This is a genomic window from Paenibacillus sp. NPDC055715, assembly GCF_053617595.1.
Genome location: NZ_JBSHGA010000005.1, coordinates 209,203 through 228,774 on the forward strand (window position 1 = coordinate 209,203; position 19,572 = coordinate 228,774).

Annotated in this window: 20 protein-coding genes, 1 pseudogene and 1 riboswitch; of the genes and pseudogenes, 17 read left to right on the top strand and 4 right to left on the bottom strand. The window is 46.7% G+C overall.

The window, feature by feature from the left end; genetic code table 11:
- The first annotated feature begins 194 nt into the window (after positions 1-194).
- Positions 195-368, top strand: a riboswitch (cyclic di-AMP (ydaO/yuaA leader).
- Positions 369-375: 7 nt separating this feature from the next.
- Positions 376-1,044: a 3D domain-containing protein gene (locus ACWGOO_RS11155; RefSeq protein ID WP_452483329.1), complete on the top strand. Its 669-nt coding sequence runs from the start codon at positions 376-378 to the stop codon at positions 1,042-1,044.
- A gap of 195 nt (positions 1,045-1,239) precedes the next feature.
- Here the strand turns inward: ACWGOO_RS11155 and ACWGOO_RS11160 are convergent, their stop codons facing one another.
- Positions 1,240-2,046: a polysaccharide deacetylase family protein gene (locus ACWGOO_RS11160; protein ID WP_452483331.1), complete on the bottom strand. Its 807-nt coding sequence runs from the start codon at positions 2,044-2,046 to the stop codon at positions 1,240-1,242.
- Positions 2,047-2,348: 302 nt separating this feature from the next.
- Here ACWGOO_RS11160 and ACWGOO_RS11165 point away from each other — a divergent pair, with 302 nt between their 5' ends.
- From ACWGOO_RS11165 to mobB, 7 genes are all read left to right on the top strand, one after another.
- Positions 2,349-3,371, top strand: a complete 1,023-nt coding sequence (locus tag ACWGOO_RS11165) for an NADH:flavin oxidoreductase/NADH oxidase (RefSeq protein ID WP_452483519.1) — start codon at positions 2,349-2,351, stop codon at positions 3,369-3,371.
- A gap of 116 nt (positions 3,372-3,487) precedes the next feature.
- Positions 3,488-4,156: a PspA/IM30 family protein gene (locus tag ACWGOO_RS11170; RefSeq protein ID WP_452483333.1), complete on the top strand. Its 669-nt coding sequence runs from the start codon at positions 3,488-3,490 to the stop codon at positions 4,154-4,156.
- A 131-nt stretch (positions 4,157-4,287) separates the two neighbouring features.
- Complete coding sequence (locus tag ACWGOO_RS11175) at positions 4,288-4,695, top strand: DUF350 domain-containing protein (protein WP_452483334.1); 408 nt, start codon at positions 4,288-4,290, stop codon at positions 4,693-4,695.
- A gap of 27 nt (positions 4,696-4,722) precedes the next feature.
- On the top strand, positions 4,723-5,229 hold the full coding sequence (locus ACWGOO_RS11180; RefSeq protein WP_452483336.1) for a DUF4178 domain-containing protein: 507 nt from the start codon (positions 4,723-4,725) through the stop codon (positions 5,227-5,229).
- Positions 5,230-5,242: 13 nt separating this feature from the next.
- A complete protein-coding gene (locus ACWGOO_RS11185; RefSeq protein ID WP_452483337.1) occupies positions 5,243-6,001 on the top strand; it encodes a DUF4247 domain-containing protein in 759 nt (252 codons plus the stop codon).
- A gap of 193 nt (positions 6,002-6,194) precedes the next feature.
- Positions 6,195-7,472, top strand: a complete 1,278-nt coding sequence (locus ACWGOO_RS11190; protein ID WP_452483339.1) for a molybdopterin molybdotransferase MoeA — start codon at positions 6,195-6,197, stop codon at positions 7,470-7,472.
- Positions 7,469-8,017: a molybdopterin-guanine dinucleotide biosynthesis protein B gene (gene mobB / locus ACWGOO_RS11195; RefSeq protein WP_452483341.1), complete on the top strand. Its 549-nt coding sequence runs from the start codon at positions 7,469-7,471 to the stop codon at positions 8,015-8,017. The genes ACWGOO_RS11190 and mobB overlap by 4 nt, the downstream gene beginning before the upstream one ends.
- Before the next feature lie 4 nt (positions 8,018-8,021).
- Here the strand turns inward: mobB and xerS are convergent, their stop codons facing one another.
- Entirely contained in the window at positions 8,022-9,122 is a 1,101-nt protein-coding gene (xerS, locus tag ACWGOO_RS11200) for a tyrosine recombinase XerS (RefSeq protein WP_452483343.1), read from the bottom strand.
- 125 nt (positions 9,123-9,247) lie between these two features.
- On the opposite strand from xerS, the gene ACWGOO_RS11205 reads away from it, so the two are divergent.
- Both ACWGOO_RS11205 and ACWGOO_RS11210 read left to right on the top strand, forming a co-directional pair.
- On the top strand, positions 9,248-9,757 hold the full coding sequence (locus ACWGOO_RS11205; RefSeq protein WP_452483345.1) for a GNAT family N-acetyltransferase: 510 nt from the start codon (positions 9,248-9,250) through the stop codon (positions 9,755-9,757).
- A gap of 47 nt (positions 9,758-9,804) precedes the next feature.
- Entirely contained in the window at positions 9,805-10,155 is a 351-nt protein-coding gene (locus tag ACWGOO_RS11210) for a X2-like carbohydrate binding domain-containing protein (protein ID WP_452483347.1), read from the top strand.
- 536 nt (positions 10,156-10,691) lie between these two features.
- On the opposite strand, the pseudogene ACWGOO_RS11215 reads toward ACWGOO_RS11210, so the two are convergent.
- A pseudogene (locus ACWGOO_RS11215) lies at positions 10,692-11,432 on the bottom strand (AEC family transporter); the annotation flags it as partial.
- Positions 11,433-11,523: 91 nt separating this feature from the next.
- On the opposite strand from ACWGOO_RS11215, the gene ACWGOO_RS11220 reads away from it, so the two are divergent.
- Together ACWGOO_RS11220 and ACWGOO_RS11225 are read left to right on the top strand one after the other, a co-directional pair.
- On the top strand, positions 11,524-12,528 hold the full coding sequence (locus tag ACWGOO_RS11220) for a stalk domain-containing protein (RefSeq protein WP_452483349.1): 1,005 nt from the start codon (positions 11,524-11,526) through the stop codon (positions 12,526-12,528).
- A 371-nt stretch (positions 12,529-12,899) separates the two neighbouring features.
- Positions 12,900-13,688, top strand: coding sequence for an SDR family oxidoreductase (locus tag ACWGOO_RS11225; RefSeq protein WP_452483351.1), 789 nt, complete (start codon positions 12,900-12,902; stop codon positions 13,686-13,688).
- Between the two features lie 102 nt (positions 13,689-13,790).
- On the opposite strand, the gene ACWGOO_RS11230 is transcribed toward ACWGOO_RS11225, so the two are convergent.
- Complete coding sequence (locus ACWGOO_RS11230; protein WP_452483353.1) at positions 13,791-14,519, bottom strand: DsbA family oxidoreductase; 729 nt, start codon at positions 14,517-14,519, stop codon at positions 13,791-13,793.
- A 208-nt stretch (positions 14,520-14,727) separates the two neighbouring features.
- Here ACWGOO_RS11230 and ACWGOO_RS11235 point away from each other — a divergent pair, with 208 nt between their 5' ends.
- Genes ACWGOO_RS11235 through rbsC form a run of 5 tightly spaced genes read left to right on the top strand, consistent with a single transcriptional unit; the run spans position 14,728 to position 19,545 of the window.
- Positions 14,728-15,756, top strand: a complete 1,029-nt coding sequence (locus ACWGOO_RS11235; RefSeq protein ID WP_452483355.1) for a LacI family DNA-binding transcriptional regulator — start codon at positions 14,728-14,730, stop codon at positions 15,754-15,756.
- Positions 15,749-16,627: a ribokinase gene (gene rbsK, locus ACWGOO_RS11240; RefSeq protein ID WP_452483357.1), complete on the top strand. Its 879-nt coding sequence runs from the start codon at positions 15,749-15,751 to the stop codon at positions 16,625-16,627. Before ACWGOO_RS11235 ends, rbsK begins: the two co-directional genes overlap by 8 nt.
- Position 16,628: 1 nt before the next feature.
- Positions 16,629-17,063, top strand: coding sequence for a D-ribose pyranase (gene rbsD / locus ACWGOO_RS11245; protein WP_452483359.1), 435 nt, complete (start codon positions 16,629-16,631; stop codon positions 17,061-17,063).
- Positions 17,064-17,093: 30 nt separating this feature from the next.
- Entirely contained in the window at positions 17,094-18,575 is a 1,482-nt protein-coding gene (locus ACWGOO_RS11250; RefSeq protein WP_452483361.1) for a sugar ABC transporter ATP-binding protein, read from the top strand.
- Between the two features lies 1 nt (position 18,576).
- Positions 18,577-19,545 carry a ribose ABC transporter permease RbsC gene (rbsC, locus tag ACWGOO_RS11255; RefSeq protein ID WP_452483363.1) on the top strand — a complete coding sequence of 323 codons (969 nt, stop codon included), beginning with the start codon at positions 18,577-18,579 and terminating at the stop codon, positions 19,543-19,545.
- The last annotated feature ends 27 nt before the right edge of the window (positions 19,546-19,572 follow it).

Consider the following 19,572-nt stretch of genomic DNA (forward strand, 5'->3'; position numbering starts at 1 on the left):
GGGAGGGCTTTTTCTTTTTTTGTCATTCTCGTTCATATTTTTGTAACTTTTTTCGATTTTTTGATGACAAAATTGCAACAGGTATAGTATGATGTTCAAGGTTCCCAACATTTTCATGCGGATAAGGTTACAAAATTGTGATATTATACAGTGAGCCAAAACTTACCGGGGCAGCAGACAGCTACGACAGACGCTGGATGTGGGACCCAAAACCATGGGAAGTGCGGAGGACGTAACAACGGCAGTAACTTCTGATCCTTCTTCATACGAATGGATGGAAGGTTGCCTAGGGGTGAATTGCACAAGCATAGGGCTTCTCCTGAGTCCGAATCCGACAGCTAACTTCGCAGGCATAACAGAGGAGGTACATATTTTTTGAAACATCTGAAACGTATTGGAAAAACAATGAAATTTGCGGTGCTGGCTACAGCCATTGCAGGATTGGCGCAGACAGCCGGAGTAGCCAACGCCGCTTCGCTTCATACCGCCAAGGAAGGGGATACCTTCTTTTTACTTGCTCAACGTTACGGGGTATCTGTAGCAGATCTGCAAAAAGAGAACCCGGATGTTGCCGCCAGCAATATATATGCAGGAGTGCAAATTAAGGTGCCGGACGAGAACAAGGTAGAGACCACTTCGGATTCGAAGCCTCAGCTTCTTTCCGAGAAAGCGCCAGCAGGTGACGATCAACAGGTTGAAGCATGGGGCAAAACATTTAATTACAGCAAAGTAGTTGACGTGAAGGCCACAGCGTATTCCGCAGCCGCCAGTGAAAATGGAAAATGGGGAGCGGTGGACTATTTCGGAAATCCGCTTAAGCTCGGTACGATTGCAGTAGATCCAAGCGTAATTCCCTTGGGTACGAAAGTGCTGGTTACAGGCTATTCCCATCCAGGGCTGCCGGATCAATCTTTTGTAGCGGTAGCACGCGATAAGGGCAGCGCCATTATAGGGAAACGGATTGATATTTTCATTCCAGGCAGCCCTTCTTTTGTGAATGACTTTGGTTTCCAAAATGTGAAGCTGTATGTCATTGATAAATAGACTGTATAAGCAAATGAATTTATAAACATAATATTTTATGTAAAACATAATATTTTATGTAAAACATAATATCTTATGTAAACTAATATCAAATAACTTAATCGCGGGTCCTGATTCATATATGGGACTTGTCAATAAAAAAAGGGCTGTCTTCACGAGCAGAATGCATCTGCTGGTAAGACAGCCCTTTTATTGTTATTTTCGCTCCGAGGTGTGAAGTAGCCGGGGAACCGTGACAAATTTGTAGCCCTTGGCTTTCAGCGATTGAATGAGACCCGGCAGGGATTGAACAGTGCCTTTCAGATTGGAGCTTTGACCTCCACCTGCGTGCATTAAAATGATGGAGCCTGGTCCGGTAGCCGGGATTACATTACGCTGAATTTGTGTTTTACTCAGTCCCTTCCAATCGAGGGAGTCTACGTTCCAATTTACAATCATGTAGCCGTGACGACGTGCCCACTGGATCTGAGGCTCCGTAATTTCACCATAGGGCGGACGAATCAGCTTAGGTCGAAAGCCGACGGTAGCCTCCAAAATATGCTCTGTTTTCTTAATCTGGTTGCGAAAGCGTTCCAGTGAAGCCTTCCTAAAATCCGGGTGGGTATAGGAGTGGTTGCCTATGGCATGGCCTTCACGTATGATACGGCGAATCATGCCTGGGTGTTTTTCCGCACGGTGACCGACGATAAAGAAGGTGGCTTTGATACCATTCGCGTGCAAAATGTCCAGAACCTGTGGCGTATACCGGGAATCGGGCACGTCATCAAAAGTCAGGGCAATTTGCTGAGTATGCGGGCCGCACATTTTAAAAATATCAGCATGTTTTTTTCGAAGCATGGCTAATATGGGAGTGGCACGTTCTCTGCTCTTATGTGCTGAAGAAACCACAACCGCTTCTTTGGGATGGATCGCTCCGGTATCGGGAGGCGCATCCGCGTGAACGGGAAAACTCGAAAATGCTAGTAACAGAGCCATGATTGTAAATATTTCCCTGTACGGCATATGTGTCCCCCTTTCCGTGCAGTGGTACCTTATGTCGCTTTCATTTATTATGTACCTGCCATGTTGAAATTATGCCGCTGAACAGGTTAGACTATTGAATGGCTGAGTGGAAATGCACCACAATACGGATGTAAGTACAGATCACGAAGCTAAACGCACATAACCTATTAACCTGACCGAAAACAGCAGCATTTTCGCAAGTTTTAGCCTTTTAATGGATTCGGTATCCGGTGATAGCTGGTGTATAATAAGGTTGCAATTCATATTGTATAGAGATGGAATTAAAGGAAGGATGGATAAAAGTGACCGACTTGTTTACTCCTTATCAATTAAAGGGACTCTCTTTAAAAAATCGGATTGTAATGCCCCCCATGTGCCAATATAGCGTGGAGGCCAAAGATGGAAATCCAAATGATTGGCATCATGTCCATTACGTTAGCCGGGCAGTAGGTGGCACCGGGCTGATTATTGTGGAAATGACAGCGGTCCACCCGGATGGACGCATTACAGATCATGATCTGGGCATTTGGAGTGACGAGCATATTCCTGCATACCGCAAAATAGTGGAGGAAGTCCACAAATACGGTGCCAAAATCGGAATTCAATTAGGTCATGCCGGACGCAAGGCTGAAGATGCTGAGTTGCCTGTTGCACCGTCCTCGATCGCTTTTAGCGAACGTTTTAAGGAGCCGCACGCTTTGACGACAGCCGAAGCCAGGGAACTGGTTCAGGCTTATAGGGAAGGCGCGCGTCGCGCAGTGGAAGCCGGTTTTGATACAGTAGAAATTCACGGCGCTCACGGTTATCTGATCCATCAATTTCATTCCCCCTTAACGAACACCAGAGAAGATGAGTATGGACAGGACTTATCGCTGTTCGGTGTTGAAGTAATTCAGGCTGTTAAAGAGGTGCTCCCGTCTGATATGCCTGTGTTGATGCGGATATCCGCCAAAGAGTATGTTGAAAACGGATATAATGTGGAATACATAACGGGCATAGGGGAACGATATCGTGATGTAGGTGTGGATATTTTTCACATCTCCTCTGGTGGCGAAGGGCCGATTGGTTCCAACGGTGGCCCATCTGCGCGTGCGGGATATCAAGTGGATTTGGCACGTGATATACGGGAAAAGCTGAATGTACCTGTAATCGCTGTTGGTCTGCTGGACGATTATGAGGATGCGCGGCGGGTGATTCAGCAAAAAGAAGCTGATCTGGTAGCGATAGGACGCGCCATGCTGCGCGATCCGTATTGGGCGCTGCATGCGTCGCGGGATCTGAAAGTACAGGCGGATATCCCGGAGCCTTACTTGCGTGGTTTTTAGAATGTACTTTAAATGTACTTTATCGGATAATATTTTTGAAACTCTATTTTCAATGCTTGCGTAAACATGTGTACAGAGCTTAAAATTTAAGCATTCAACTCTAGGAGGAACTTCACATGTCTATTTTCAAACGTTTAAGAGATCTTACGATGTCCAATATCAACTCCATTATTGACAAGGCCGAAGATCCAATTAAAATGACGGATCAATACATTCGTGATATGCAAGAGGACTTGGAAGATGCAGAGAAAGCTGTAGCCGCTCAGATTGCCATTGAGAAGAGATTTAAACAGCAATACGAAGAGCAGGCCGCTCTGGTGAAAAAACGTGAAGAGCAGGCTCATACGGCAGCAAAAGCGCAAAATGTGGATCTGGCTCGCCGCGCATTGGAAGAAAAGAAATCTGCTGAGCAAAAAATGACCGAGTTCAAGGCGGGCTACGAGCAGAATAAAGCGGCAGCCGATAACCTGCGTGGTAAGCTGGATGAAATGCGCAGACAACTGACGGAAATGAAGAACAAGCGTGAAACGCTGGTTGCCCGTTATCATGCAGCTAAAGCGCAAACGGAAATTAACAAAGCGATGAACGGCTTTAGCTCCGATACGGCAACTGCCGGGTTGAAACGTATGGAAGAAAAAATGTTGCAAGCAGAAGCACGTGCTGAAGCAAGCAACGAAATGTCCTCTAAGGGAAAATCGCTGGATGAGGAGTTCAAGGAGCTTGATAAGAAAAGCGCAGTGGACGATGAGCTTGCCGCTTTGTTGAAGCAATACGACAATAAATAAGGTTATAAGCACTGCCGCCTGCGTGGCTGCTAAGAAAGCGAAGGGGGAACCGTTTTCTCCTTCGCTTTTCCCTGCCCGGAGGCGTAAATCAACATATATGAAGGTCAAGAAGATGTGGAGGATGGTATGAAATGCATTTTTTAGAAACGATGAAAGCGATGCTTGTATGGACTGGCGCGGGTGCCGTTTTGTTGTTCGTATTGATGTACATTGATTCTTTATTTACAAAGTATAAGGATTTTGCAGAAGTGAAAGCCGGTAATATGGCCGTAACGGTCCGGTTAATTATGAAGCTGTTTGCACAAGGGTATATTTTGTCAAGCTCCATTGCTACAGCTAACAATTTGCTGGAGGCGCTTGTGTATTCTGTGATCGCCTTTGTCATTCTGTTTGTTTTGGAAATTATCGTACGTCTGTTGCTTCGGTACGGGGCACAGCTTGATCTGGATAAAGGCACGCAGGAAGGCAAAATTGGCTTTGGTCTGTTTTCAGGTACGCTGCATCTGGTCGGTGCTTTGATCATTGCGGCATGTTTCTAAGCTAAAGAAAGGCAGGGGGAATCATTCATGGGTGTATGGAAACGAATTTCGAATCTGTTTGCCAAGCCGGAGCCGCCGAAAGCGGAAAAAAGTATGCTTCATTTAAATCCGGGCGATATCTGTGAAGTGTCACTTGTCACATATGAAGTGGTAGGCCGAGTACATAATCGTGCTCGGAATGCTGTTGTTTTGACGCTTCAGGATGGTAATCAAGTCAGCTACCTTCACATTGAGGAACGGGAAACGCTGCAATTTGGACTGTACCAGGCTATCGACGGCAGACTGGACAATCCGGAGGAAGTGCCAACGATTCTGGAACTGGATGATACAACATATCATTTGGAAGAGCAGTATTTCGGGCATGTTACGGTTATGGGCCGTGCTCCTTTTCGACAGGGTGGAGAGCAGCATGTTTGGCAGTATCAGTCGGATGATTATCATCTGCTGCGTGTAGAGTGGCAGGACGGCCGCTTTATGTTATATGAAGGAGAAGAAGTGATTATCGGAGACGTCAAGGTTATTCGGGCAAGCTAGGAGAGGGTGACACATGGGCAAACGCACCTGGCAATATGCATTAAAGGTCATTGTGGCGCTGAGCTTGTTCGTATCCGTACTAAGCGGCTGCGGTGCGCCAAATGTGAAAGATACGTACCCACTGGAATCGGTCAGTGGCAGCGGCAACTCCACCTCGTACGTGTACCGGGCCGCAGGCAAAACGGTTCCGGAAGTGGCGGAGGAACTGAAAGAACAGCGTGAACCGGAACAAATGTCGCCGCAGAGCCATGAGCGGATGTTTCTGGTGTACAGCGATGAATGGTACCATTTACAGCAAGATCCAGCCAAGAAGGAAGACACATTAATTGAAATCGACAGTAAAAAGTATGTCGAGCAAAATTACAGTTCCAGCTTTCTAAAAGGATACTTAACGGCAACCGTACTGGATGCTCTGTTTGATTCGTTGCGCGGATCAGGTTCTTACCGGGGGTATTCAAGCAGAGATGTATATCGGCCTTCTCAGGGCCAGTACCGTGCACCTACGGTGCAGGAGAAGAAAGCGATCCCGCCAATTACGGTGGAGCGGAAAGGTTCCGTTACCCGCAGGGGTAAGGGGTCTGATTCCAGTGTCGGTTCCAGCGGAAGTCTGTTCGACAGAGGCTCCAGCAGCAGTTCACCGAGCAGGGGCTCAATTTCACGTGACCAGGGCAGCAGCGGCGGTTCCAGCATTTTTGATTCGCCGCGGAAATCCTACAGCAACCCTAAAACACGAAGCGGATCAGGCAAAATCAGCCGACGAAGTCGACGATGATGGAGTTAAGGTGTGTAATGACGAGCAAAATTTTAAAATAGAATCTGCCAAAACAGCCCCGGAATGAGATTCCGGGCTGTTTTTTTGCGGATAGAGACTTGCCACTACAAAATAAGTATCCTCCGGATTTGCCAGATAACAGTTTTAGCGTTATAACAGAAAGAGAGCATTTTCAGAAGAACGGAGTGAAGATATGAATCAGGCACAATTAAATTCGGACAAATTTCAGCGCAAAGCGGTTCAAGTGGAAGAAGCACAAAGCAGAATAGCTGCTCATGTTAAACAGGGAGAGCGGGAGGACGTAGGGCTAGAGCAGGCGCATGGACGTTATTTGGCGATGGATTTGACCGCATCACACCCGTATCCCAGCTTCCGTCGTTCAGGCATGGATGGATACGCCATCCTTGGTTCGGACACTGAAGTCTGTTCGTCCGGTCAGGAAATCTGGCTACGCGTGATTGATGAAATCCCATGCGGCACCGTATCGGACAAGCGGGTGGAGACGGGATTGGCGGCCCGCATCATGACAGGAGCACAATTACCTGAAGGGGCCGATACGGTTGCTATGCTGGAAGCGACACAGCTACGTGAGGAAGATGGACAGGTATATGTCGGCTTGAAGAAGCGCATGGAAATCGGCAAAAATGTGACATCAATCGGTCATGAGATTCAAGAAGGTCAGCTTTTACTTAGTAAAGGAACCTGTCTGGGGGCAGGGCACATCTCGGTGCTGGCTACCTTTGGTGTACATCGGGTACCCGTTTACAGGAAGCCACGGGTGGCCGTTTTTTCCACAGGTTCGGAATTGCTTGCCGTGGATGAGCCGTTGCAGCCGGGGAAAATTCGGAACAGCAATACATATATGCTGGCTTCACAAATCAGGGAGGCAGGGGGAGAGCCGTTCATCCTGCAAGCCATTCATGATGATTTGGCTCTCGCATGTGCTTCTGTACGTGAAGCGATAGCTGCCTACGATATCGTCGTCACGAGTGGCGGAGTATCGGTGGGGGATTTTGATATTATGGGCGATCTGGTACGACAGGAGGATGTGGACATGCTGTTCAACAAGGTCACAATGCGTCCGGGCAGTGTGACCACAGCCGCGGTGATTGACGGCAAGCTGTTATTTGCGCTTTCTGGCAATCCCGGTGCGTGCTTTGTAGGGTGTGAGTTGTTTGTGCGACCCACCATCCAAATGATGCTGTCTTCAGAGCAGCCGTATTTGCAAACCTGGACGGCGCGGTTGGGGGCAGATTATACGAAGGTGAATAATTTTACCCGTTTTGTACGCAGCTCCTTGGAAATACGCAATGGGCAAGTATATGCGATTCCTGCGCGAGCAGATGAATCCAGCGTCATGGTGACGATTAAGGACACCGACTGTCTGATCGTGGTTCCTCCAACAACAGAAGTTTTGCGTGCAGGGGAAGAGGTGCGTGTGCTGGTGCTTCAAGGCGGTCAGGTGACGTGAATACGATGAATCCGTATGTATGTCAGGTCGTCGGTTTCAAAAATACGGGGAAAACGACCTTCCTCGGAGAGTTGATTCGTTATCTGCGGGAGTCCGGGCTACGCGTAGCTGTGATCAAGCATGATGGACATGAGTTTGAGATGGATCATGAGGGAACAGATACGTACAAGCACCGACAAGCGGGAGCCGAAGGCGTAGCCATTGTTTCAGGTGGAAGAACAGCCATTTTAGAGGAGCGTAGTCGGCCTGTCACCGTACTGATCCGGCATTTTCAGGCATACGACTGTGTGCTGTTGGAAGGTTTCAAGCAGGAGAATTATCCGAAGCTGGTCATGGTGCGGGAACAATCGGATGCCCAGCTTACCACTGAGCTGACAAATGTACAGGGAGTAGCGGTTTGGGAGGATCAAACGGGTTGGGCACAGAGCCATTTTTCGGATAAAACGATACAGATATTTCCCGCCGATGCCAACGGCCCGGCAGGCCGCTGGTTACTTGGACAGATTCAGAAGCAGAGAGAAGGAGTCCGGGATGAGCAGGGCTGAGACATCAATCGGCTGAGTCGGTTTGAGTCTCCACCCGTCGTTCAATCGCTTGGGACATGGTCTTGTCGGTCAGATGGGCATAGACTTCTGTCGTTTCCGTGGAAGCGTGACCGAGCTGTTCCTTTGTTTTGTAAATATCGTTTTGCAAATAGTAGTCGGTGGCAAAGGAATGACGGAGCTTGTGAACGGTCAGATAAGGCTTGCCGAACCGTTTGGCGTACTTGATAATCATCGCCTGAATCGCTCTTTTAGTCATCCGTTTGCCTTCTGTACTGCCGTTGGGACGTGCGACGAAGAGTGCTTTTTCCTTTTTGGGCGCGCGATAACGGGTATGCCGCAAGGATAAATAGAGTGCCAGATCATCTTTGGACTGCTCGCGGAAATATACGGGCGTTTTAAAGGTCTCGTCGTTGTTGCCTTTACGGTACACATATAGTAATTTATTATTTACATCCAGATCGTCCAGATTCAAATTTACGATTTCAGATACGCGCAGGCCCGAGTTCAGAATGAGACTGGCAATGCAGGCGTCCCGTTCCTTGTTTAGTTCATAGGAGTACAGTGCCTGCTTGTTATCGGCCAAATCTTGTCCATAGCCTTCATAAATATAGCCGATAAATTCAAGCAGCTCTTCCTCCTCCAGTATTTTTCCTTTGAGCTTGGCGGCCGTATCCTTGGGTTTATGTATGCGCTTGATTTCGACCTTAGCCATAATGTTGCGTTTGAGCAAAGGATAAAAGTTTTCATCCTCAGCGATCTGGCTCAGATAATGAAAGAGGGAACGCAGGGAGGATAGCTTACGTGAAATCGTAATGCGGGAGTTGGAGCCTTCACGCTTAGTCGATAGGAACAAACGATAGCCCGTAATACTATCCATATGGAGCGTCTCCAATTCTTCCAGCGTAACTTGGGCGTTCGTCTCTCCGGCAGACAAGCCTTCTGAGCGAAGCCATGTAAAAAAAGCTTCATAATCTCGTACATATTCCAGCAATGTGGAGGGGGACAGGTCGGGCAGCTTGTAATCCATAAATTGCTGCACGTACCACGGTAATCCTGGCATTTTTTCGTCCAGTTTGCGCCGGTCGATAATCTTTTGTATATTCATTGGGTTCCACCTCGTCCGGTCATAATATATGTATTTTAGCATATTTTGAACAGCATCGGATGGAAGGGAAGATGGAATGCAAATCAAATTAAAGAACGAACTGATCCGCCTAGAGAGGTGAAAATATGGGGTATGACATCCAATCGGAATTGAAGCTGTCCATAAAAAGTGCACCGGAGTCGCAGAAGGGCATTATTGTGCAGTTCATGCAATTTTATTTATATGATTTTACAGCCTATCTTCGAATTGATGTTACTGAAAATGGCACATTCCCGGCTTACCCGGATTTGTATCAATACTGGACCAGCGGTGAACAGAAGCTGCCTTTTCTGATCTGGAGGCAGGACGTTCCCGTAGGTTTTGCGCTGGTTGACCGAATGTCCAGCAATCGGGAGGCTGACTACTACATGGCTGAGTTTTTTGTGCTGCGTCCTTATCGGCATAATGGGGTTGGTACGTGGGCGGCTCATGAGCTGTTTGGACGTTTTGCCGGGCGCTGGAAGGTGACGCAGATGAGCACGAACAGGCCAGCGCAGTCCTTTTGGCGTAAGGTGATTGGCAGTTATACGGATGGGGATTACAGGGAGCAGACTCATCCGGCACGAGGGAATATAAGCCAGTTTTTCAATACCTGAAAAATTCAAAACTGTAATTAGCAATGAAAAAGAGTCGCTGAAAAAAGGTGAAGATTATAGCGATCAATGGCGAAATGGTCACCTTCTCCAATAGTTATTTGTCCAAACTCACTAAAGGAGACACAACGTTAACGTTTCATTTTAATGCAGGTAGCGGTGTGCTGTTCACGGTGACAGTAAAGGTAAATACACCAAGCGAGCCGGGAACAGAAAAGGGTGTTCTCAAGGTACAGACCTTTAACAGTAATGTATCTAAAATAAGTAACACGACCAGCTCCAAGTTTAAAATTACGAATACGGGAACCTCGTCCGTTTCCCTTGCGGATGTGACGCTGCGCACTATAAATGGGGATAAACCCCAAAACTTCTTCGCGGATTGGTCAAGCAATGGGGGATAGAGCTTTAAATCCTGATAAGGTAAGGGCAATCGGAACGAAAAGGGCACCATTACCAAAATGGCTGCTAAACTTCGTTGCAGCATTTAGCATGAAATAACCCTAAAGTCAGCCACTCTTGATTGAGTGAGCTGGCTTTATTTTTGTTGGCCTTGTGGACTCTCAGTCCATTTTCGGGAACAGACCATCGACAAATTGGAAAACAGCAAACCAATAAATTGCCAAAAACATATTTATATAATTATTTCACCATATGAAAAATTCACAATAATTGAATAATTCTTTCTCGCACACGATCTCCATAAAACATACATACCACTTTAATCAGGAAAAAGGTGAGTATTTACAAACGTACGTTCTTTTTTTAAAAAAGAAATACTCTCACCCTTAGACAAAAGCGTTTATATATAAGCCAAACTCGAAATGAACGTTAAAAACGGAGGTACTGTACAAGCGAAGCGGTGGGGATAGGAAACACTATCCGGCTGCGCAGTGGCACGATAGGTAACTTTTAAATTCGGCTTGTATAATCCAGTCAATCAAACAAGATACCGGGATGCTGAAATCAACAGTGTCATCGTAATGACATTCACAATGGTTGAGAGCAGTACTGTTTGAGCTGCAAAATCGGGTTATTTTTATATTCCCCGCCAAAATACTTGTATTAACACCGGTAGACATACCGTATGCAATCAGCAGGGCTGAGCTGGAATCCCTTTAAGACCAAGCAGAAATACGAGCAGAAAACCGACCGCAGGACCGGCAATCAGACGCAGCACCATACTGATATACACGGCTGTACGCCGCAGACGAAAGGGATATTGCAGAATTTGCGCTCCCAAGGTAAGCAGAGCAACGGCAACCATCGACTGGCTAGTATAATTCAAGGGCTCAGCCAGTACATTGGGCAATGGACTGTGCAACAGATTCATCAGCAAGCCCAGCACGAGGGCGTAAGGAACTGGCATTTTCAGAAAATTAATTAAATTTTTTGAGTATTGGCCTTGCCGTTTTGCACAACAAAAGTACCGTATGTAAATGTGACAAAGCTTTGAAAGGTCATAATCAGTGCTTGAACGGACGTAGCCAGCGGATCACCTTTGAATACTAACTAACTGATTAATCGGCAGGCCGCAATTTCCCGAATTATCAAGCATAACACTGATTGTAAAAGCTCCACGCATTCCGGGGCTGTATTTCAGAGATCTGGCAACAGTCGTACTGATGACGTACAGAATGGCTATGTACAAGGCATAAAAAAGTGAAACCTCACCCACTAGCTAAAAATGGGGTTCATATTCACCTTATAGAAGCCGTTAATATATGTAGGGACATTTAATCCCGGTCTTTACTTTAAGGAGGAATCGCATCATGAGAAACACATGGACAGCTTTATTAGCGTGTATACTGGTCTTGGGATTGGCAGCGGGAACCGCTGAAGCCAAGCAGGGACGCCGAAATGATCAGGAGAACAAACAGGAAACAAAGACGTCTGTTAAAGACGGGAATGAAAAGAGCGGGGAAGAGTTAATCAATTCCCATGACTCAGACAATGATCAGTCCGAAAAACAAGAGGAAAAAGCATCCGGCAAAAAGGATGAAAACAGTAAAAAAGACAAACACGCAGAAATCAGAAAAACCGAACCTATTGCAGTAACGGATGATACATACGGGGAGTCCAAAGATCATAATGGTCACAAGGGACGCAACGGATACAAGGGTCTGCTTCACGCGGTAGAAAATACGAAGGATAAGCCGGCAGGAGCGGTTATTGCGAATCTGCTGCTTACGAAATACCCGAACCGTTTGACTCCGAAGCAGGTTACTGAACTTGAATTGATCCGGAATTCCGGTAAAGCACTGACTGAGGCAGCTGTGCTACTGGCTGAAAACGGAAATGTAACAGATGCCGTTTACATGCAGGAGGAGGCGGTACTGGCTGATGTGTCCGATCTGGACAGCTACAAAAAGCTGGGTGAATTCTCGAAGAAGGCCGGACGGCCGTCGGGTATGAAGCTGTTCGTGAATGGTAAAGAATACGATGCCAAACCGATTAACCGCAATGGGACCACACTTGTTCCGTTTAGAACAGCTTCCGAAGCTTTGGATGCAAAAGTTTCCTGGGATCCGAAAGAAAAGGCTGTTACTGTCACCCGTAACGGCGTGTCCGTCAAATTATTTGTTAACAGTCCCAAAGCATATATTAACGGCCAGCCGTATTCTATCGAGCAGCCAGCATCCATAGTGGATGGGACGACAATGGTACCTGTAAGGGTAATCGGAGAAGCCTTGGGAACAAATGTTAAATGGGAGCCTGTGAGCCAGTCCGTTGTTGTATACGAGCAGCCAACAACAACGCCTGCATCAACATCATAACTGTAAACACAAAATTGTGTAAACAAAAAAGGCTCCTGACTAATTAGGAGGCCACTGAAAGACTGTTGATTTCCGAAAATACAAAGATTTTTGGGGTACAAATATGTCTCCTTGAACGCGAAACGAGCCTTAGAAGCGATTCTAGAGGCTCGTTTTTCTTTAGATATTCTCTTATGCTCAACAATGGGGGCTTTTTCAGTGGCCCCGACTAAATGTCAGGCCTTTTTTGTTTTGCCTTGCAATTAATGACTTCGTATTCTTTTTACTGGTGAGAAGATAGATAGCCTTCATGATACTACCGAGCTATTCGCATTATGTGCTGGTCATATGTAGAATTAAATAGAGAACACTGAAAAAAGGGAGTGGCATAGATGGATTTAGGTTTAACGGGAAAAGCTGCCTTTGTTGCAGGTTCCAGCAAAGGACTTGGCAAGGCAAGCGCAAGGGAGCTAGCACGTGAAGGTGCGAATGTCGTGATTTCGGGACGGAACGAAGCGGAGCTTCAACGTACACAGACGGAACTACAGGAAACGGCTAACGGGCAAGTCGAATATGTGGTTTGCGATGTAACGAAACCTGAGCATATTTCCGAGGCCATTCGCCGTACGGCAGATTTGTTCGGCACCGTCGATATTTTAGTTAACAATGCGGGCGGGCCTCCTGCGGGAACGTTTGATGATTTTACGGATGAAGTATGGCTGCAAGCCTTTGAGCAGAATTTGCTTAGTCATATCCGGTTAATTCGCGAAGCTCTTCCTTATATGAAAAAACAACAAAGCGGCCGAATTTTAAATATTGCATCCTCCTCGGTTAAGCAGCCGATTCCGGGTCTTATTATTTCGAATACACTACGTACGGGTGTCGCTGGACTGGCGAAAACATTATCTCTGGAATTAGCTCCTTACAATATCCTGGTACATACCGTAGCGCCGGGAAGAATCGCAACCGATCGTGTGCAAAGCTTGGACGAGCATCGGGCCGAGAAGACCGGGCAAACATTGGATCAGGTTCGCAAACAAGCAGAAGAGGGTATTCCGTTGGGACGATACGGGGAGCCGGAAGAGTTCGGCAGAGTGGTTGCTTTTCTGGCATCCGAAGCCTCGTCCTATTTGACAGGTAGCACCATTCTTGTCGATGGCGGGATGATCAAATCGTTGTAGCAAATATAAAAAAAGCGCGCCAGCATACGGTATAATCCGATGTCGGCACGCTTTTTTAATGAAAATTCGTTAAGAGGTTGTGAATCGCTGCTCACTGACCGATCAGTTCTCGCGGCGTGGAAGCTCACAACCGTCGTCTGTGCATATACCACCTGCATCGTCTGCGGAGGAGCTTGCGCTTACCATCGTGAACGGAGAACGTTCGTCCCATGCTTTTTGCAGGGCATCATGGAATACCTCATCCGGCTGAGCGCCTGAAACAGCAAATTTTCGATCAAACACAAAGAAAGGCACACCCCGAACACCCAATTGGGCACCTTCGGCTTCATCAGCTCTAACTTCGTCCATAAAGCGGTCACTGGCCAGCACGGCAGAGGCTTCGTCTCGATCCAAACCAACCTCGTCAGCCAGTGTCGTCAGCACTTCATGATCGCCCGTATGTTTTCCTTCTATAAAAACAGCCTGGAATAAGCGCTCGCTCAGCTCCAGCATTTTGCCTTGTGTTTGGGCCCAAAGCGTTAAGCGGTGAGCATCCAGAGAATTGGTTGGCACCATAGCATGAATATTGTACTCCAGACCCGCCGAGCGTGCGTTTTCGTTCATACGGTCATTCATGGCCTGAGCCTCTTGCAGACTGACGCCATATTTGGCCGACAGCTCTTCATTGATCGTTTTACCACTATCTTTTACAGCATCCGGGTTCAGCTCAAAGCTCTTAAATGTCAATTGCACCTCATCGTGGTGCGGGAATTGCTGTAATACTTGTTCCAAACGGCGTTTGCCGATATAACAGAACGGACACATATAATCAGACCAAACTTCGATATTCATAAGGAAAAGCCTCCATATATACGTATTTTATCGAGTAACCGGGAGTGAGTTAGATCACGATTAGAATGTTAAAGGTGAAACTTCATCAGTTACAATAATAATTATAAGGCCAAAACCTAATGTATGCAAATATTTAATGCTTGTCAAAAAATAAATGCTGTGATATTTTATATGTGTAACCGGTTACACATTGGAGCTGAAACTAACAATGACAACAATTAAACAGGTCGCCGGCTATGCAGGCGTTTCCGTAGCAACCGTATCCAGAGTTATTAATGAAACCGGATATGTGCATGAGGATACACGCCGCAAGGTTGAGGCCGCTGTTAAACAACTAAATTACAAACCCAACGAAGTTGCTCGTTCTCTGTATAAAAAGAAATCCAAATTAATCGGTCTGCTTCTGCCGGATATTACGAATCCTTACTTTCCCTTGCTAGCTCGTGGAGTGGAGGATCGAATGCAGGAAAATGATTTTCGAATTATTTTTGGCAATAGTGATGAGGATCGGCAAAAAGAACTGGATTACATGGATACCTTTGTTCAAAATAATGTCGTTGGCGTCATTTCATCTACAAATGATCCCAATGCTGATTGTTACGCCAAGCTGAAAATCCCTGTCGTTTTTCTTGATCGAACTTCCAATGACAGCCCTTCCGTATATGCGGATGGTGCTCATGGTGGTCGACTTGCAGCCCAGGAAATCGTGGCCCGTGGTAGCAAACAAATTACGGTCATGCAGGGTCCGGCGCAAATTCGCCCGGCACAGGATCGTTTTCGCGGGGCAGTTGAAGAACTTCAGCAATCGAATATTGCTTATCATGTCGTCAAGACGACGTCCTTTTCGTTCAAGGAAGCCGAGCTGTGGGCCAAAGAGCTGTTCAGCAAGCATCCGGATACGGACGGAGTCATTGCGAGTAACGATATTGTGGCTACGGCGGTGATGCATGTGGCACATCGATTAGGAAAGAAAATCCCGGATGATGTTCAGATTATCGGGTTTGATGATATACCGTTAAGCAGCTTGTTATTCCCGCCATTGTCAACGATCCGGCAGCCCGCTTATGAAATGGGGTGGGAAGCAGCAGGATTGCTGATTCAACTGATTGAGCAGTCACAAGCTACAAAGTCAAGCGTACCTAATCTTCATTCGAGCATACTTACCCATTCAAGCATACAATTGCCCGTTAAATTCATTGAACGGGAAACGACCAGAAAGGTGGATCATTATGGCTAAAATCACGATTGTCGGAAGCAGCTCTATGGATCTTGTAGTGACTTCATCCAAGCGCCCCGGCGCAGGAGAAACCGTACTGGGTGAAAGCTTTACAACCGTGCCCGGAGGAAAAGGAGCCAATCAGGCAGTAGCCGCAGCCCGTCTCGGAGCGGACGTTACGATGATTGGGCGCGTAGGGGGTGATCATTTTGGTCAACAGATTTTACGGAATTTTGAAGAAAATCATGTTCAGGTTGGCTATGTGAAACCGGTTACACATATGGAAAGCGGCACAGCACATATTGTACTGGCTGAGGGTGATAACAGTATTGTCGTTGTAAAAGCAGCGAATAATGAAATAACTCCAGCCTATGTGGAGGAAGCACTCGATGTAATACGGAACTCGGATATAGTGCTCATCCAACAGGAAATACCGGAGGAGACGGTCGTATACGTGAGCAAAATTTGCGCCAAGTATGAGGTGCCGCTGCTGCTGAATCCCGCTCCGGCTCGTGAGGTGGGAGCAAATGTGATTGAGAACGCGACATATATTACGCCAAATGAGCATGAAGCTGCTATTATGTTCAAGGGTCAAAGCCTTCAAGAGGCTCTACGTCAATATCCGAACAAGTTGTTTGTTACAGAAGGCAGCAACGGTGTACGGTATTTCGACGGAGAACAGGAGGTCGTTGTCCCTACTTATAAAGTAGAAACCGTGGATACGACAGGTGCAGGGGATACATTTAACGCTGCATTTGCGGTGGCACTGGCTGAGGGGAAATCCCTGGCTGACAGTGTGAAATTCGCTAATCGCGCCGCGTCGCTGTCCGTTACCAAATTTGGTGCACAGGGTGGTATGCCAACGCGGCATGAAGTGGAGGAACAATTATAATATGAAAAAACATGGAATCCTGAACAGTCATATATCCAAAGTACTGTCGGATCTCGGCCACACGGACTATATTGTCGTGGCCGATGCCGGCTTACCCATTCCTGAAGGCGTTACCAAAATTGATTTGGCTCTCAAATTGGGCGTACCGTCCTTTCAGGATGTCGTCGATGTAATCGCAGCAGACATGGTGATCGAGAAGATAACATTGGCTGAAGAGATTAAACAGGGGAATGAGGAAGCTTTACAGTATATTAGTCGCACATTTGAAGGGGAACAGTCAGAAAATTCGCAGACCACGGGGCAAACCGCCGTCATTGAGTTTTGTTCGCATGAGCAATTCAAGGAGTTGATCCGTCATGCCAAGGTGGTCATTCGCACAGGAGAAAATAAGCCGTTCGCCAATTGTATTTTGCAGGCCGGAGTTTATTTTGGATAAGTCAATTTTGTATAAAAAGGAGGGGGCAGCATGCAGATTCAAATGAAGGGAATTCACAAAGCCTTTGGAACCAATCAGGTATTGAGTGGTGTAGATTTTGATCTCCGTGAAGGAGAGGTTCATGCCCTCATGGGCGAAAATGGTGCAGGTAAATCAACGCTGATGAATATTTTAATTGGGCTGTATCGCCGTGATGAAGGAACAATCATTATTGACGGTCAGGAAACCTATTTTGTTAACCCTAAAGAGGCGGAACAAAAGGGAATCGCGTTTATCCACCAGGAGCTGAATGTGTGGCCGGAAATGACCGTGCTGGAAAACCTGTTTATCGGCAAGGAAATGACATCCAAGTGGGGATTGCTGGATAGCACCAAAATGAAAGCGTTAGCAAATGAACAATTCGCTAAGCTTGCAGTGAATCTGCCTTTGAATAGTGAGGCAGGCGAGTGTTCCGTGGGTCAACAGCAGATGATTGAAATAGCTAAAGCACTGATGACGGATGCCAAAGTGATCGTAATGGATGAACCGACAGCCGCGTTAACCGAACGGGAAATTCAAAAACTATTTAAGGTTATTAGCTCCTTGAAAAAAGAAGGCGTTTCCATTGTGTATATTTCACATCGGATGGAGGAAATATTCGCAATCTGCGACCGGATTACCGTCATGCGTGACGGAAAAACAGTGGATACACAAGCGATTCCCGATACCGATTTTGATGAGGTTGTGCGAAAAATGGTCGGCAGGGAGCTAACTGAGCGCTATCCGGCGAGAACACCTGCTTTTGGTGAAGTGGTGCTAGAGGTCAAAAATGCCTCGCACAAAGGGCTATTTTATAATGTGAATTTTACCGTGCGATCCGGGGAAATTGTGGGCTTTTCAGGTTTGATGGGTTCGGGACGAACAGAAATCATGCGATCGCTTTTTGGACTGGATGGTTTGGATAGTGGTGAAATCCACGTGCGTGGAAAAAAAGTGACTATCCGCAAGCCGGATGACGCAGTTAAGCTGGGAATTGGCTTTATTACAGAGGACCGCAAGGATGAGGGATTGGTGCTTGATTTTTCGATCCGGGAAAACATGGTCTTGCCCAATCTGTTCAGCTTTACGTCGAAAGGATTTATTTCAGGCAAACAAGAGATGGATTTTGTTAATACACTAATTAAGCGCTTACAAATCAAGACACAATCAGGTGAAACGCCGGTACGCAGTCTGTCAGGTGGCAATCAGCAAAAGGTGGTTATCGCCAAATGGGTGGGCATTGGCCCAAGCGTACTTATTCTTGACGAACCGACAAGAGGTGTGGATGTAGGTGCCAAACGGGAAATCTACCAGTTGATGAACGAACTGACCGAGCGCGGAGTAGCGATCATCATGGTATCCTCAGAACTTCCCGAGGTGCTCGGCATGAGCGATCGTATTATCGTTGTGCATGAGGGGAAAATCAGCGGGGAACTGAGTAGGGAAGAAGCCACGCAAGAACACATTATGATGTTAGCTACAGGAGGACAGTAATATGACTACTATGAAAGAAACTAAAGGTGGCAAAGGCTTTCAAATGTCGCAAATTACACAAAAGCTCGGCCCGTTGCTGGGACTTATTATTTTGGCCATCATCGTATCGGTCTTGAATCCCAGCTTTTTGGAACCGCTTAATATTCTGAATTTGTTGCGCCAAGTATCTATTAATGCGCTGATTGCGTTTGGTATGACCTTCGTCATTCTCACAGGCGGGATTGATTTGTCTGTTGGCTCGATCCTAGCTCTATCCAGTGCATTTGTTGCGAATATGATGCTGGCCGGGTTCGATCCGATTTTGGCAATTATCATTGGCTGTGCGCTGGGTGGCGTCATGGGGATGATTAATGGCTTGATGATCACCAAAGGTAAAATGGCTCCGTTTATTGCCACATTGGCGACGATGACTATTTTCAGAGGATTGACGCTGGTCTATACCGATGGTAATCCGATTACTGGACTCGGGGATAGTCTGGTATTTCAGTTGTTCGGCCGCGGTTACCAGTTCGGCATTCCGGTTCCGGCGATTACAATGCTCATTACCTTTGCTGTTTTGTGGATCATTTTGCATAAAACGCCGTTTGGACGCAAAACGTATGCCATCGGTGGTAACGAGAAGGCTTCGATTGTATCCGGTATTAAAGTACCGCGCGTGAAAATTTGGATTTACTCTCTGGCTGGAATGCTCTCTGCTTTGGCGGGTGCTATTTTGACCTCACGTTTGAACTCGGCGCAGCCGACAGCAGGTACTTCTTATGAACTAGATGCCATTGCGGCTGTCGTACTGGGCGGAACCAGCCTGTCAGGCGGACGGGGGCGAATCGTAGGTACGTTGATCGGTGTACTTATTATCGGAACGCTGAACAATGGCTTGAATTTGCTGGGTGTGAACTCTTTTTATCAAATGGTGGTCAAAGGGATTGTAATCGCCATTGCTGTATTGATTGACCGCAAGAAATCTGCATAAACCACCTAATCTGTATACAAGGAGACC